Below are 16,779 nucleotides of genomic sequence, written 5' to 3' on the forward strand. Positions count from 1 at the left end.
GGGCATGCGATGATCAGACCTGTTACTTTCACCGTCGCAGGGCAAGCCGATATCCGCAACCGGCTGAATACCGATGGCGTCGCGGCACTCGGGCTTGGCGCCCCATTGCTCTCACAGGTCTGGACACAGGCGGTGCCCACCGCAAATCTTGCGGATCTCAGCTTCACCGTCACGGCGAACTGGTTCGCACCGATCGCCGGCATGATCATGGCAGAGCCCAATCCGAGCGGGCTGGGCCTGACCTGTTACGACGGAACGCAGTGGCAGGCCGGCGGTCCCGCGGCCGTTCTTTTCAAGATCCACCCTCAGGCACGGCTGCGGCTCGAACGCCTGATGGTGGCCAATCTGCAGCCGGCAGGCGCCACACCTATAGACCAGTCGATCCGACCCGTCCCGTCGATCATCCTGATCAACAACCCGTCGGCGACATTCACCGTGCCGCAGATCTGCGCTGCCGGCGATCTCACCATGCCGGCCGGCACGGTTTATATGTTCGACGATCACGGCCTGCCGATCGATCCCCTGGCTTTCGCCGGAGCCGTCGCGGCGGTGCTGGCCGGGGCGCCGGCCGACCAAACGCCGATGCCAACCAACGTTCCTGCCGGGACACCGACCGGAACGCCGTTGGCGATCGCCAATACCGCGCCGGGGCAGTTCATCCATGCCATCGACCTGCATGGCAGGCCGTGGCAGGCGCCGCCGGGCCAGATCAGCAGTATCAGCATCTATTCCGGACAGCCCGGTTCCCTGACTCAAGTGGATCCCGTCGGCGACGGCCTGCTGCACGCCTGGCCTTCCGGTCAACAGCTGACACTGGCCGGCGATATTGCCCTCGCCAGCGGAATGACTGCTACGGCGATCCCGACGCTCATTCGCTTCGGCTGGCATCCGCTGGGGCGTATGAACTCGACGCCGCTGAGCTGGCCGGCGGCCGGTCCGCAGGTTCCGGTTCGCGATACGCTGCGCGTCGTCGTCTGCGATCCCGAATTCCATCTGCTCGGCAACTGGAGTGCCGCGCCTCGCGACGGGTTGCCGCCGCCGGATATCCGGACACAGGTCTCCGACAAGCCGCAAATCCGCGAGGGAAGCCCGGTCACGCTTCTACCGGACGGACGTTCGGCGCTCGGCTGGATGGGACAGGTCATCCTTAATCTGCAGGGCGGCAATCCGGCGGCCGCCTTCAACACCGGGCCGATGTTTGCCGCAAGCCCGTTCATCGATGGCAACTGGCCGTTTCCGACCGCGCCCGGCCCGGCAGGTGCCTGGCCTCTTGCTCCCGCTGCAATCCAGATCCCCGGCAATGACGCCGCCGTACTCACCTCGCTTGCCCCCTTGCGCACCGGCGGCAGCGCAAACTGGATCGCCGGCACGAACGACGTGCTGGTGACGTTATCCACCGCCCTGCCGGCAGGGATTGCGATCCGCCTCTATCCGCTTCAGATCAAGATGGGTATCAGCCCCGACGAGCAACCGCTGTTGCGTCGCGCCGACGGACCGGGGCTGATCACCACCGGCGCAAACGATACATTGCGGCTCGTCGATCCCTTCGCGCTTGGCCCCAATGCCGTGCGCCCCGCTCAGACGCCGACACTTCGGGTGGACGCTGCCGCCACCTGGCAACCGGGGCCCGATGCGGCCGGCAACCCGCAGGTCGCCAGGGTGAAGCTGATCGGCAATCTCCAGTGGTCTGTCGGTCCCGATGTTGCCGCCCCCGCTCCGCCGCCCGGAAATATCCTCTCGGCGATGTTCTGGCGCGGCTGGTCGCGCAACCCGATGATTGGCGCGCCTTCGCCCGGACCGTTTCCGCTCGCCAGCGCGCTGGGAGACCCCATCGCTTTCATGCAGGCTATCGTGCGCTCGCTGACCACGGACGCCAATCCGCGCGAGGCGCCGCGCCTGCCGACCATGTCCCGCAACGAGAGCCTGTTTGCACTCCAGTTGCTACCCGCAGCCGGCCCCGACCTTTATCGCGCCTTCCTGACCGGCGGCTGGCTGACGAGCGAGACGGACGTGCAGTCCCCTCGCCTTGCCAATCCCGGCGGGGCCGGCATGCATGAAGTGCATGCACCTGCCATTACCGCTACAAGCCAGCTCGGGTTCGACCTGTGGGTCGCGGCGGCGCATCGGGCGCGGCCGATTGTGCCCACCGCCGACGTTGCCGCTGTCTTCACCAGCGGGCCGATCGCCGGCCTGCCCAACAACTGGCTTATGCTGCAGGCCAACGCCACGTCGGTTCCGCCCGCGCCGCCCGCCGCGCCCACCACCATCGCGGCGGCGCTGCTGCAGACCGTGCCGGCTTACGTCGAAACACCGGAGCTTGCGATCATTCCCGACAACGACCTGCCGGCGGCCGTGAACTGGGTGACAAACCAACTCGGCAACTGGGTGACCACGCCGAATGATACAGAACTGCATCGGCAGATCGGCCGCGAGTTGCGCAGTGCCAATTACGGCCGGCGCGATAGTCAATGGGCGCTGCGACGTGCCTTCGCGCATGCCCGCGAACTCGTTTATATTGAAACGCCCCTGCTCTCGATGACTGCCACCGGCAACGGAGCGCCGCCCGACCCGGCGGCAGCGGCTGACGTTCTCGGGGAACTGGCTCTGCGCATGCGCCAGGAACCACGCCTGCGGGTGATCATCCTGACGCCGCGCGAGACGCCGTTCGGCCCGAATTACCATCCGTTTTCGGCCTATTTCTACGCCGCGCGCAATCAGCTCGCCGCCACATTCGCAGGCTTTGCGCCGGAACCGATGGACGGCCTCAACACAACCCGACCACGCTTCATCATCGCGCACCCGGTTGGCATGCCGGGGCGCCCGATGACGATCCACAGCTCGACTGTCATCGTCGACGACGTCTGGTGTATGACCGGAGCCTCCTCTCTCAGCCGTCGCGGCCTGACCTTCGACGGCTCCAACGATGTCGTCCTGACCGACTGGCTGCTCGATCGCGGCGCGAGCACCGCCATCCGGAACCACCGTAAGGCGCTGATGGCGACCCATCTTGGCGTCGGTCCTACGCCGGTCGGCGGCGGAGCCCCGCCCAATATCGTCGGCGCGCCAAGCGGTGACTGGGTGCGCCTCCACAATCCGATCACCGCCCACGAGGCCTTTGCCGATTGCCTGGCGGCCGGCCATCGCACGAAACTTCTTCCGTTGTGGGCAGGCCCCGATCCATTGGCACCCGAAAGCGCCATAGCCCACCCGGCATCCGTCGCTGACCCGGACGGCCTCGTTGGCCAAGCCTGGGTCAACACGCTGGCTGCCACTCTGGGCGGTGGATCGGCGATCGTGTAGGCAAACCTTCCATATGCTGCCTTGCACATCGATCCCCTTGAATCGATCGAAGAGCTGCGGCTGGCGAAGCGGTGGATAAACTCGGCTTTTCAAAATTAGTGCAGCACGAAGGTCACACAGCACCTCTCGCTCCGTCACGCATAGCGGGGACCCGCAGCCACTCGCCGGCGTCGTCACCGCCGTGATCGCCGGTGCTCTGATCCGGCCTGACTGGCATGGTGAGGTCGGGGCGACCACGACATTGGGCGCGGCCTGTTGCAACATATCGTACGTATAGAGCGCCCAACGAACGTGCGGATCTTTGTCTTGCCGCGGAAACGCGACGACCCCATCAATCTTCGGCGCCAGCAAATCGTGTTCTTCGGCGAACGCAGCGAACAAGCCGCGCGCAGTTTCCGCTTCGATCTCGCCACGCAAAACCGCGCCGCAGGCCTTCAATGCGACCGAATGGGCGCTGTCCCTAAGCGATGCCGGCCACTCGCAGGTGCATTATGATGACATCTTTGGCGTAGTTCCTTTGTACGACGACTGTCGCATCAGCAAGCCGCTTGGTTCAAGCAATATCGACCTGCGACGCCGGCTCCGGCGTTGATGCCTCGCCGTCAATTTCTTATGCATCTTTAGCCGCCAGCCAAACACTGGTCGCAAATTCATCATCGAGTTACCAGCACCAGCATCACGCCTGGCGCGGAAGGTAAAGAGATGAGATTTAGCCGTAGGTCATTGGTCGCCGGCGCTCTTTTGGGAGCCTTGGCAGGAAATGTGACAATGAGCCATAGTGCCCAGGCTGCTGAGCACAATGGCCCAAGCAGCCATCTGTAAAGTTTCCCGGAGAAAGCTTCCATTGCCGGTTCCTGCCTATAGAAAGGGAATACAACGCAATCGGAGGCTATTTCTTTAGGTTCCCGGAAGATCTTCAGCTCTATAAGAGTGGAACTCCCATTGCGAACTTGATTACAGAGGGACGGGTTATCCTGATTGCCCCAAGCCGAAAGGTGTTAACCTTGGAGGCTTTCGCTGGAAATGACGGCCGTGTTCGCGATGATCAACTCGGGGATGGCTATATCGTGTTCAACGGCTTTTGACTCACTCATAACGACACTGAACGGGGGCATTCTGGCATGGATATGACAGAGACCGAGCAGCTCTCACGCCTGGTCGGCGCCTTCTATGATGCGGCCCTTGATCCCGACGGTTGGCCGAATGCCTTGGAGATGGCCTGCGTGTTCCTTAATGCGGCAGCGGCCAATATGTTCTGGCAGGATCCGGTGACACAGTCAGCGATGGTCTTGCACCACCACGGGGATTCGCCGGAAGCCATCGCGAGCTATCTGGAGCATTACGTCCATCTGAACCCACTTTTTCCCGCCGCCGTATTCGTTGAGCCGGGTGTCGTTTTCAGCGGCATTGATTTCATGCCGCATGAAGAGTTCCAGCAGACGCGCTTTTTCAAGGAATGGGTTTCGCCGCAGGGCTTTATCGATTTCGCCGGCGCAAACCTTCATCGATATCCGACAAGCGCATCATCCTTCTCCATCCGCCGCAGCCGCGCACAAGGTTATACCGATCAAGAAGTCCGTCGAAAGATGGCACTGATCGTGCCTCATGTAAGACGCGCTGCGATGATCGGGCGCGAGATCGATACGCAGCGCGCCAGCACGGCGAAGCTTGACGCCCTGCTGGGAGCGGTTTCAGCCGGCGCATTTCTCGTCGATCCGGCGGGCCGCCTCGACTTCATCAACGAAATGGGACGCAAGTTTCTTGATGCGAGGGAAATCGTGAAGGAACAGGACGGCATCCTGAAAGCCTGCGATCCGGCGACCGACCGCTTGCTTCAAGCGGCACTGCTTGCAGCAAGCACTCGGAACGACCTGGCGCTCGGCGATGCGCGGCCATCGATCGTGCTGACGAATACAACCGGGGTGCGTTTCCTGGCCCATGTGCTGCCATTGGCGTCCGGTGCGCGCCAGAAAGCAAGTCTGGGCTTTTCGGCCAGCGCTGCAGTTTTCATCCGCCGGGCCGAGATTCCGATCATATCGGGTATCGAAGTCGTCGCGAAGCTCCACCGTTTGTCGCCAGCCGAGATCAGGATCCTGCAAGCGGCGATGACGATGGGTAGCGCAAGCGAAATAGCAGCCGCCCTCGGCATCACGGTGCCCACCGTCAAAAGCCATTTCGCCTCGCTCTTCCGCAAGACAGGCACACGGCGCCGTTCCGATCTCATCAAGGAGGTCGCAGCGCACGGCAGCCCACTTTTCCCGCAATGAGGGGGCGAGCGCATTCTGCCGTGAGGTGGCTTCGCCGGTGAAGCTCGTACATTACGCGCCGGTACCCATAGCAGGACCATGCGTCCTGAATGCCCTCGATGATTGCAACGAGTTCGGCATCGCAGAGACGCAAAGGCTGTACCGTCGATCGGTAATAGTCGGTATTACTAGATGCTTCTCGGGAGGTCGATCATTTTGCACCCCAGTCTGACGGAGCAGGCCGCGGGCGGGCCGGTGACGATGGAGGGTTTTTCATTACCGGCGATCGGCTGGTGCGGTGTTTTTTACCAGGTCCGCTCCATCGTGAGCTGGCCGACCTTGCGTTCCAGCCGCCGCGGTCTGCGCCTCATATTCAGCGATGACGCTCGCCTCGGCTTCTTCCCCGGTGAGTTCGCCGCGATTGAATTGCGTCAGCCACAACTGAATGAGGTTGGCCGAGACGTCGTAAGTGCGCTACGCGTCACGCCGCCTGATAACACCGTTGCGGATATTCTGACAAAGCTGCAGCTCGAACGGTGCCGATTGTCGTCGATATGGTCCTCTGGACTTCATGAGCCTTTTCCGACTGAGGCCCTTAAAGCGTATCAGTTTTTCCGGTCCCGTGGTCCAGCCCGAGGGGTTCACTCCACTACAATCAGACAAAACTGGATTGTTGCGAATGAACCATCCTCGGTTGAAAAGGCATGATTGTGCTTTTATGCCATCTATTCAACTGCAAGCACCTCTTGTAAGGTCTACGACGGAGGGCACATTGACCAATACATCGAAATCCCGTTGGCTGCGAGACCTGTCCCGGTTTTTGTCGCTTAAAAGCCAATTCGTTCTTACGGGAAACGTACGGGATCTGCAGGCATACGAATTACAACCAGGGACGGTCGCCGCGATCCCTCTCCTTCACTGCCTGGACAGCCAATTACGTGCGGAGGGCTATGGGGACGTTATCGTTTTCACACCGATGTCGGGTTTCAGTCTGGCCTCTCCGATCCCCGGCGTTGACGTTGCGACAGTATTGGGAAGGCTCGGCATCCCGAACCAACCGGATGGCGGCCTCGGACTTGAGAGTCTTGCCGCGATCCTTCCCGCGTTTATCGATGCAAAGGGCGAGCCCGCCGCGCTGATCGTTGACTTTGCTTCAAGGCTGGTCAATCGGAGCGACGCCCTTCTCGCCGCAGAACAGGCTTTGTTTACACGAGCACAAATCTGCTCATCGAACGCGAAAACCAGACCTTCAGGTGATAGCCGAAGACCGTTTTATAACACCGTCATCTGGATCGCGGACAAGGAATCCGACCTACCAGATTGGTTCATGGTCGCAAACCCAAGGATCCGGCACATCCCGATTGCTACTCCGGACAGCCTTGTCCGAAAATCCATCGCTCCGAGCATTCTCCGCGGACTACCGGATGCCCGTGAGGTCTCCGCGGAGGATTTCGACAAGGCTGTCAATACCTTTGTGAACCTAACCGACGGGCTGCTTCTGTCTGACATGAACGCGATCGCTCAGTTGGGCCGGAACGACAATCTTTCCATCAGGCGGATCGCGGACGCCATCCGCCGCTATAAGGTCGGCGTCACCGATGACCCATGGCGGAGAATCGATCGTGGCCGGATCGCGGGAGCTGAAGAGTTCATCCGTTCACGCGTTAAAGGCCAGCGCCATGCTGTCGTCCATATGCTCGATATTATCAAGCGGGCAGTCACGGGCGTTGGTAGGTCCTCTTCCAACGGACGGCCACGAGGCGTCGCGTTCCTCGCTGGGCCCACGGGCGTCGGAAAGACGGAGCTGGCGAAAACAATCACGAGCCTCCTGTTTGGAGACGAGTCCGCTTATATCCGGTTCGACATGTCCGAATTCAGCGCCGAACATGCTGACCAGCGGCTGATCGGAGCGCCCCCCGGATACGTGGGCTACGACGCAGGCGGCGAACTTACGAACGCGATCCGGGAAAAGCCCTTCAGTGTTGTGCTCTTCGACGAAATCGAGAAAGCTCATCCACGGATTCTCGATAAGTTTCTACAAATCCTCGACGATGGCGTCCTGACATCGGGTCGCGGGGATCGCGTCTATTTCTCCGAAGCAATCATCCTGTTTACTTCGAACCTCGGGATCTATCGGATTGATGCCTCAGGAGCCAGAATTCCAAACGTGACACCGAGCGATGACCATCCGGACGTGGAAACCAAGGTACGCGAAGAGATCGATCGGCACTTTAAGCTCGTCTTGAATCGTCCCGAGATCCTAAATCGAATGGGCGAGAACATCATTGTCTTCGATTTCATCCGCAGACCTATCGCCGAGCAGATTTTTGCCCAGATCGTCCGGGGACTGCTCGATCAAACGCGAACAATTGGATACGACGTCTCGCTCTCGTCTTCCGCCGAAGCCGATCTTCGCGAACATTGCCTATCAGACCTGTCAAACGGCGGCCGTGGCATCCGGAATAAGGTCGAAGCTTACCTTGCCAACCCACTGTCAAGAGCGCTCTTTGACTCCGGCAAGACGGAAGGTGCCTTCGTCGTTAGCGCGGCACGGATTGAACCGCTGATCGCGCTGGAGATCACCGAGAAACCCACGTCATGACTCCGATCGCGCTATCACGGCTACATTTTCCGATCACGACCCTTGGTCCAGGCAACCGTATCGGCATCTGGTTCCAGGGATGTTCGATACGATGTCCCGGCTGCATTTCGGCAGACACCTGGGCTGTACGTCGGGAGACAACGAGCGTGGAAGCCGTCATCGATGTAATGGATCAATGGCTGCCCAACGCTGAAGGCCTCACCGTTTCGGGCGGCGAGCCATTTGATCAACCGAATGCGCTAACCGAACTCTTGCAGGCTTTTCGTCATCGCTCTGAAGCGGACATCCTGGTGTTTTCGGGCTACCCAATAGAAAAGCTCGTACCTCATCTTGAGAGAATAAATGGTCTGGTGGATGCGCTGATCTCCGATCCATATTTGGTCGACACCCCTCAGACGAAGGCCCTGAGAGGTAGCGACAACCAGAGACTTCATCGACTAACCGCGCTCGGCGAAACGCGGTTTGCCGCGTATGATCGGGCTGTCCAATCCGGCGAGAAGAAATTTGATCTTATGATGGATGCCGACGGCACGGTCTGGATGGCAGGAATCCCGGCGCGGGGAGACTTCGAAAAGCTGTCGAGCCATCTATCGAACCAACATCACACGGTCCTCACTACGCAAGACCGCTCCACAAGCCGAGCACGTCGAGGCAAGCCCCATGATTAGACTTTGTCCAAACTGCAATACCGAGCGTCCGCTGAGTGAATTCTTCTGCGAAAATGTCCTGGCCGATGGAAAGACCTGTAACTGGGACCTGACGTCTGTGGCAATTCGTGAGCCGGGAACCGGGAGCGCCCAGCCTGTCAATGTCGCGTCATCCGCTTCAATAACTACCAGCGCGCCGGTTGCACATGCAAGGACCTGCCCCAATGGCCACGCTGTAGAAGAAGGCGATCTTCTCTGCATGACCTGCGGGGCAGAGATCGAAATTGACAGCAACGCCCCTCTCACGGTTGTCCCCGAGCCTGCCGCTGACACGAGCCCAGTCTCAGCATCGGTTCCGACCGAAATAGGCGGATGGACCGTTGAATCACGGATCACTTCGTCGAGCTCCGTCCGCGAGAGATTTATCGCGACGAATCCCATTAGCGAACAACGAGGCGTCCTGACGCTTTACGCGGATGGAGCGGAACCGGACACCGCCGTTTACGACGCAATCCGCAATATGCCGCTCGATCACCTGCCGGAAATTTTCGAGATTGGTCGCTGGAACGACCGGGCATACGAAATCAGCGAAGAGATCACCGGCGGGACACTTGAGCATCTCGCATCGAAATCTGCTGACCCGCAGATCTTGCGCACCATCACATTCGAGATCGGGAAAGCGCTCGGCTCGTTCTCTCAGGCAGGCTTGCGCCACCGTGACATTCGCCCATCCAACATTCTGATCCGAACGGCGGAACCACTGGATCTCGTGATCAGCGGCTTCGGGTCAGCCCGACTTTCAGACTACGATCTGGACATCGTCGCCCCCCTGGAAACCACACGCTACATGGCTCCCGAAGCCATTGCGGGCGGAGTTTCGGCGGCTTCCGACTGGTGGAGTTTGGGCATGATTGTCCTCGAGATCGCTACCGCCGGGAAATGCTTCGAGGGTATAAATTCACATGCCCTGCTGATCCACATTATCACCAACGGTGTTGAGATTCCGGCGGATATTCCGCCAACGATAGCGACGTTGCTGCGAGGATTGCTGACGCGGGATCACCGCGACCGCTGGCAGTGGCGCGAGGTCAGGGCTTGGTACGACGGCGAAGAGGTCCCGGTATCCGACACGCGACAACAAACAGCAGAGCTAGATAGCCGCGCCGCGATTTCTCTCGGGGGCAAGGAGTTCCGCAAGCCATCAAGCTATGCCTTGGCGGCCGCCGAACCCGGGAACTGGGACGAGGCCCGAAACCAAGTCTCCCGTGGAAGTGTCGCAGCATGGGTTGAAGACGCAGGTCTCGATAGCTTGACACAGGCTGCCATCCGTCGCCTTTCCCACACGGAAGGCCTGATGGACGACCTCAAGCTTTCGCTTGCGTTGAAAATCCTGCATCCCGCCATGCCGCTGATCGTCAAGGGGAATATCGTCACCCCTGGTTGGTTGCTCGACCATCCGGTGGAAGGCACAGAGCTGATCTTCGGTCCCGCGACCGAGTTCTTACACCGACTGGGTGCAGAAGAATGGCTTCAGAGGATGAAGCAGCGAGGGCTTTCGGTCCGGGAGAAGGCAAAGCAGTTTTCGATTCAGTTGAACGAGGAAGATCTGCAGATCCATCTGCTGTCGACCTCGAAAGCTAGATTGGCGGCGCTCTGGGCTGAACGAAGACGCATCTTCCCAGACACGGATCATCCAGGCCTCAACTCCCTGACCGAACGGCGTCAAACAACGGAAGAAGACTTTATTCTCCTTCTGTCGGCGGAAGTGAGCCAATTCCGGTCGATTGACGAAATCCTCGATGAAGCGGCCAAAACGGCTGATCGCGCCGGAGTATATTTTTTCGATCGCGAGGATGTACGCCATTTCCTTCAGCACGCCCGGCGCGATCTCCATGCAATGATCGATGAGCGTCTCAACGGCTTCTCGCGCTGTGGCATTGAACGGGTCGACGAATGGGCGGACCAATTCCGTCTGGATCGCAGGATAAGCCTCGACCGATCGCTAGTGTTGCTTTCGGTACCCACCGAACATTGGTTGGAGCCGCCAAAGCAGTCATATGTGTCGACGTTGCTCGAATACTTCTCAAAGAAGATCTCCGGTAGCATCCTCCGCGGCCCTTTAACTAAAATGACGATCGGCAAAACGACGCCACGTGTCGATGTCATGGAACTGGGCACAGAGCGCCGCCCGTCCCCTGCCCTTCTTGACCACATCCTTGCTCGAACCGATCAGACACAGACCCTCGATCCCGCTGCGATCGGAGTGTCGGATACGCTTGAGCGCCGGATGCGGAGCCTCCATGCCCACTCCACGTTATACAAACGAGATACGGGCATCGACGGAATGTATCTCGGCTTTCCTTTCCTGCTGCATCGTGAGGACCGGACACGGACCCGAATTGCCCCGATCCTGCTATGGCCGATCAAGATTATTCCCGAGGTCGGCAACCGTGGACACGCGTCGATCGGGTTTGATCGGGATCGCGAGGAGGTGCGCCTCAATCCCGCATTCGAAGGCATGTTCGGTATTGACGCGACACGACGTTGGCAGGAAGCAGCGAACGATCTACTCGGTCGTTCAACGCTTACGGCCGCCGACGTGGTTGACGGCTTCGGCGGGTTGGCTGAACTCGGCGGCCGCCAGCTCGGGCCGCTCCCCGGGAAAGACACCGTGGTGGATGTCGGTCGACCGAAGATCGTCTGCGCCGCAGTTTTCTTCCACCTCGCATACATGGGGCAAGCCATTGTCGAAGACCTGCGGGCTCTGAAGGGCAAGCAACTGGGAGACAGCGGGCTTGAAACCGCTCTGAAGGTTACGGAGATCGAACCGAAGGCACCGGAGGCTATGAAAGTTCCGGAACTCGATCGCTACTTCACCGTGGCGAGCGATCCGTCGCAGGAAGCCGCGGTGTTAGAGGCGAGAAACGCACCGGGTCTTGTCATTCAAGGGCCGCCGGGTACGGGAAAGAGCCAGACGATTGTCAACATGGTCGCTGATGCCATCGGGCGAAAGAAGAGCCTCCTTGTCGTCTGCCAGAAACAGGCGGCGCTCGAGGTCGTCAAGAAGCGTCTGGAGGCCGAAGGCCTCGAAGACCGTATCTTCATGATCACCGACACCAACCGCGATCGCGAACCGATTATTACGGCCATCCGTGACCAATTGGCTGTGCAGAACAGCGCGGCCGGAGCACAGGGCTGGCGGAGAGACCGCCAAAACCTTGCTATGCGCATCGAAGCGATCGAAAAGGATCTCAATGTCCATCATGAGGCGCTCCATCGTATCGACGAAACCACCGGGTTATCGTACCGCGAACTGCTTGGGGAACTGATCGAACTTGAAGCTTCGGGAATTCCGTTGGATGTCCCCGCATTGCGCCGGCTTTTGGGACGATTGGAGCCGGGATCGGTCGCGGCTCTGGCCGAAGCTTGCGCGCCCCAGGCGCGCTTCTGGTTGCCGTCAAAATTCGAGGGCAATGCATTGGCGTCGCTCAAGATCTTCAATCCGGACGAAGCGAACATGTCCGCGTTCCGTGGAGATTTCATAGCGTTTGTCGACCGTGAGACCGAACGCTTGGCCGTCCTCACCAGGACTGATCATGCCCTGGCAATGAAGGACCCCGAACCCTACCGTCTGTGGTTCGAGCGGCATGATGCTGAGTTCCGGCATCTGGAAGACAGAGAAAGACATGACCTAGCTCGCTGGCTTCGTTTCTGCGGACGGGCGGCCACTGGAAGCAAAGCCCTTGAAATCGCCAGCGTACTTTCCGAATTGGCTGTTCGCTTGCGTTCGCTGAGCGGCAGCTCTCCGGCTGAGAATGTTCGTCGCCAGATGATCGTTCTGGACAATGGCACCCTTCAGGCGGATGTCGAACTGGCAAGGATCGTTACGACCCCACCAATGGGGCTTGGAAAGCTGAACCCGTTTCGCTGGCTTCGGGCCAAACGACTCAAGGCCCGGACGGCCGAGTTAGGTCTCGGAGGAACGACGCCCGCGGATCTGCTCAGAGCTGGAGAATGGGAGCTGCAATTGCGGCCGCTCCGCGAAGCTCTCATTACGACGATCGAGGGATTGGGCGAAGGCAAGCTGGTTAACCGCGAGATGTCTTGGGATGCACTTGCGCGCGTAGCCGACGACCGCCACGCCGCTCTCGAAAAGACACAGATACTTGCGGATGCGGCATTCGCGTTTCCGTCGACCGACGCCATGGGACAGGTCGTCGCAAAAGCCACACTGGCGCAATACGAGCAGCTACGCGACAGTGCCGAGCAGGCGTTCGAACGTTATGAAGCCAAGCAATTCAGCCGCGCATCGCTGTCGAACGCCGACCAATGGTTCGAACCTGGCTGGGTCGAGGCTAGACTTCGGGCGATTGACGATGACGAGGGCAACGATACCGCGATTGGCGCGATATTTGGTGCGCTTGTGACGCTGGAACCTTTTCAGCGTTTCCGCATCCGGCTTAATGCCCTCCCCGCCGAGGCCATCGAGATCTTCGGTGTGCTTCGCACCAAGGAGAATGACTTGGAAGCGATCCCAACACATAGACTCGAGGACGCAGTCAGGAAGATCGTCAATCGCGAGGCACGATTGGCCTGGAAGACGAAGCTTGAAAGCGAATTCCCACAACTTCTCTATGATACGTCAGAATTGCAATCGAAGATTCGTACAGTTGCTGAAAGCGAACGCGCGATGCGGCGAGCGAACAAGCAAATGCTGGCTCACGGCGTCGACAGGTCGAGAATCGCATCCGAGCGTGAATGGGAACCGATTACCCGGCTCCGGGGGCAGAGGGCCCAGCGCCTGCGCGAGTTCCTCGAAAAGGGTCCTGATTTGGGGCTGATGGAACTTCGACCTGTCTGGCTGATGAATCCGGACGTTGCAAGCCGCGTGCTGCCGCTCAGAAAGGGCATGTTCGATATCGTCATCTACGACGAAGCATCACAGATGCCCGTCGAATACGCATTGCCCACTCTGTTCCGCGGCAAGATCGCAATTGTTAGCGGTGACGAAAAGCAGATGCCTCCGACGGCCTTCTTCTCCAGCAAAGTCGAAAACGATGAAGCCGACGTGTTCGATGGCGAAGAGCTGGATGAAGATGCGACAGAAGTAGAGCGCGAGACCTACAACGACACATGGAACCGTCGCGAGATCAAGGATTGCCCCGATCTTTTACAACTGGCGAAGTCCGTGATGCCGACCACGACGCTGCAAATCCACTACCGCTCCGCCTACCGCGAGCTGATCGGCTTCTCTAACGCTTCGTTCTATGCAAACCGCCTGAGCGTTCCTGTTCGTCATCCCGACGACGAGATTCGGCGCGCCAGACCAATAGAAGTGATCCGCGCAGATGGCATTTACGCGGATCAGAAGAACGAAATCGAGGCGGAGAAGGTCGTAGACGTGTTGGCCGACCTCTGGAAAACCGACGGCCGCAAGCCCACCGTCGGTGTCGTGACCTTCAATCGCAAGCAAGCAGACCTGATTGACGAGGTCCTTGAAACTAGAGCCCAGCGCAACGAGCAATTCAGGACGACGCTCGCTCGCGAGCGGGAGCGTGTCGAGGGCGGGGAAGACGTTGGCTTCTTCGTGAAGAATGTTGAAAACGTTCAGGGTGATGAACGCGACGTGGTCATCTTCTCCTCGACCTTCGGCCGCAACGCTCAGGGCAGCTTCCGCCGGAATTTCGGCGTGCTGGGACAGAAAGGTGGCGAACGCCGTTTGAACGTTGCCGTTACACGTGCTCGAACGAAAGTCATCATGGTGACGTCCATGCCCATCGAGCTGGTGTCGGACATGTTGTCCAGTCGGCGAAAGCCAATCGTTCCGCGGGACTACCTCCAAGGATATCTCGAATACGCGCGAACGATGTCCGAAGGCGACTTGACAACTGGACGCACGCTCCTAGACCGTCTGGTAACCGAGCGGTCAGCGGCACAGTATCGCGGAGAACACTCTCTCGACGGGTTCTCGAACTCGGTGTTCGAATACCTCTCCAGCTTGAGTGTCGAGCCTCATCACGTCAACGACGGCAGCGCGTTCGGACTCGACTTCGCAATCGAGGATCCGCGGACCGGGCTTTATGGACTCGGTATCGAGTGCGACGCCCCGCGCCACAAGATCCTCGACAACGCCCGTGCGCGCGAAATCTGGCGACCAAGTATCCTGAAGAGGTCGATCCCCAACATCCACCGCGTTTCTTCGCATGGCTGGTATCATAATCCGGATGAAGAGCGACAGCACCTTAGGAGCGCTGTTGAAGCTGCGCTGTACAAGGAGGCTGCGGAATGAGTGGACCGAAAATCGTCAAGATCGTCACACGCGAAGAACTGATCGATATCTGCCGGGGCCATATAGCGGCGCTGAAGGCAGCAGCCGGCCAATGGGAGCGGGTCGGCAAGCGAAACGATCTCATAACCGAAGGAGATATTGCCGCAGTACAAGCGCGGATCGTTGCAATGGAGCAGTTGCTTTCGGCTGGCAAGTTTGCGGATCTACAAAAACGCGTGCCGGCGGAAATCGCTTTTCTGACTGCCGACGTTGAGGATCGTCTGCAAAAGATGGCAGATGCGAAAACATCGGAACAGACGAAGGAAAAGCGGCTTCGCGCGGCGGCTGTGACGATATCCCGGGCGTTGGGCGAAAGACAAACGCCAATTCCACCGGAGCTTTCCAATCCCGCTCGCTACTCCTCGCAGGAAATCGAAGCGGCGATTTCGAAGGCGATGGTGACGATTTCGGAGTCGCAGGTTTCCTCCGAGCTTTCGGAGCGCCAGAAGGAGCTCGCGTCTGTTCTCTCCGAAGGTGAGGAACGGACCTCTCGCGCAACGTGGCTACAGAACCAGGTGGAAGAGAGTGATCCCAAGCTTTCCGCTTTGGAACGTCAGCTTTATGAGTTGAAAGCTCTCGATCCGCAATCAGCGTTTGTGTTCGAAGAACGCGTGCGATTGTTACCGGATGAGCCGGCATCAAGGCAATCGCTACTAATCGACAGCCTGACCATCGACGTGGTGGCAGCCAAACGCGAAGCTAAAGATCGTTTGAGCTTGATGACTGAACTCGCCTCCCTAAAGGCACAGCTTGCGCTGTTGGATGACCAGGCTGCAGCTCAGCGGCTAGAAGCAATCGATAGCCTAGAGACAAGCGATCTTTTGTCCAGTGAACTTAGAACGATGGTCGATTCCTCATCTTCACTCTTGGAAATGCTGAGGAAGGAGAAGGCCGAACTTGACCGGCGGAGGATTCTTCTGTCCGGACTGGCTGAGCTCGGATATGAAATTAAAGAGGGCATGGAGACTGCATGGGTCGAAAACGGCCGTATCGTCCTGAAGCGTGCCGCTGATCCCGACACTGGAGTAGAGCTCGGCGGCAATCCGCAAGCGGCCCTTCAGATGCGCGCTGTTGCGTTTACTAACACGGCTTCTCCACATGACACGGCGAACGACGTGAAGGCGGAGACGAAATTCTGTGATGACATTGCGCAACTGCGGTCAAGGCTTGCGTCAACCGGAACAGAGTTCGCCGTCATCAAGGCACTCGGCGTTGGGGCTACGCCGGTGAAAACCATAGTGGTCGATGATGAACGGGAAAGGCGTTATAACGCCGCAGACCATCGACTATCAGAGCAGTCGAGGAGATAAGTAGATTTCGCTTCGGCGATTAGGCTTGGCGCAGTCTGGCAATGAGCTGCAACCTCATTTCGATCCTGTTCTGACGTTCAAAACAGACGCTCAACCAATAGCCAACGACCTATCCCTCATCCAAACGCCAAGACGACAGATCCGGCCGCATACTGGAGAGTGGCCCAAGTCAGATTGGCTCGAGCCGAGAGCTATGGGGCCGATTGCAAAAATCACGACTATCGATTGTCCCACAGCAGACCGCCTGCGCCTTCTCAGCCGACCTTGAACCGATCAAACACCGTCAGGTGCTTGACCGACAAGTCGGCATCCCACCGATAGATCTCGGTGCGCGGGAAAGCGCATC

7 protein-coding genes and 1 pseudogene are annotated in these 16,779 nt (G+C 59.1%); 7 read left to right on the top strand and 1 reads right to left on the bottom strand.

Annotated features, from left to right (window positions below):
- Nucleotides 1–9 precede the first annotated feature (9 nt).
- Nucleotides 10–3,300 (top strand): hypothetical protein, encoded by a 3,291-nt coding sequence (locus ACJJVH_RS30485; protein ID WP_412066280.1) that lies wholly within the window; start codon nucleotides 10–12, stop codon nucleotides 3,298–3,300.
- A gap of 285 nt (nucleotides 3,301–3,585) precedes the next feature.
- Here ACJJVH_RS30485 and ACJJVH_RS30490 read toward each other — a convergent pair.
- A pseudogene (locus ACJJVH_RS30490) lies at nucleotides 3,586–3,780 on the bottom strand (DUF982 domain-containing protein); the annotation flags it as partial.
- A 734-nt stretch (nucleotides 3,781–4,514) separates the two neighbouring features.
- Here ACJJVH_RS30490 and ACJJVH_RS30495 point away from each other — a divergent pair.
- The 6 genes from ACJJVH_RS30495 (at nucleotide 4,515) to ACJJVH_RS30520 (ending at nucleotide 16,433) form a co-directional block, all read left to right on the top strand.
- Nucleotides 4,515–5,567 (top strand): response regulator transcription factor, encoded by a 1,053-nt coding sequence (locus tag ACJJVH_RS30495; protein ID WP_412066948.1) that lies wholly within the window; start codon nucleotides 4,515–4,517, stop codon nucleotides 5,565–5,567.
- A 195-nt stretch (nucleotides 5,568–5,762) separates the two neighbouring features.
- Entirely contained in the window at nucleotides 5,763–6,254 is a 492-nt protein-coding gene (locus ACJJVH_RS30500; protein ID WP_412066281.1) for a hypothetical protein, read from the top strand.
- Nucleotides 6,255–6,318: 64 nt separating this feature from the next.
- Nucleotides 6,319–8,148: an AAA family ATPase gene (locus tag ACJJVH_RS30505; protein ID WP_412066282.1), complete on the top strand. Its 1,830-nt coding sequence runs from the start codon at nucleotides 6,319–6,321 to the stop codon at nucleotides 8,146–8,148.
- Nucleotides 8,145–8,816 (top strand): 4Fe-4S single cluster domain-containing protein, encoded by a 672-nt coding sequence (locus ACJJVH_RS30510; RefSeq protein ID WP_412066283.1) that lies wholly within the window; start codon nucleotides 8,145–8,147, stop codon nucleotides 8,814–8,816. The genes ACJJVH_RS30505 and ACJJVH_RS30510 overlap by 4 nt, the downstream gene beginning before the upstream one ends.
- Complete coding sequence (locus tag ACJJVH_RS30515; RefSeq protein WP_412066284.1) at nucleotides 8,809–15,084, top strand: protein kinase domain-containing protein; 6,276 nt, start codon at nucleotides 8,809–8,811, stop codon at nucleotides 15,082–15,084. The genes ACJJVH_RS30510 and ACJJVH_RS30515 overlap by 8 nt, the downstream gene beginning before the upstream one ends.
- The gene (locus tag ACJJVH_RS30520) at nucleotides 15,081–16,433 is read left to right on the top strand and encodes a hypothetical protein (RefSeq protein WP_412066285.1); all 1,353 of its coding nucleotides are present in this window, start codon (nucleotides 15,081–15,083) and stop codon (nucleotides 16,431–16,433) included. The genes ACJJVH_RS30515 and ACJJVH_RS30520 overlap by 4 nt, the downstream gene beginning before the upstream one ends.
- Nucleotides 16,434–16,779 lie beyond the last annotated feature (346 nt).

Source organism: Rhizobium sp. SYY.PMSO (assembly GCF_046840415.1).
Classification (GTDB): Bacteria; Pseudomonadota; Alphaproteobacteria; order Rhizobiales; family Rhizobiaceae; genus Rhizobium.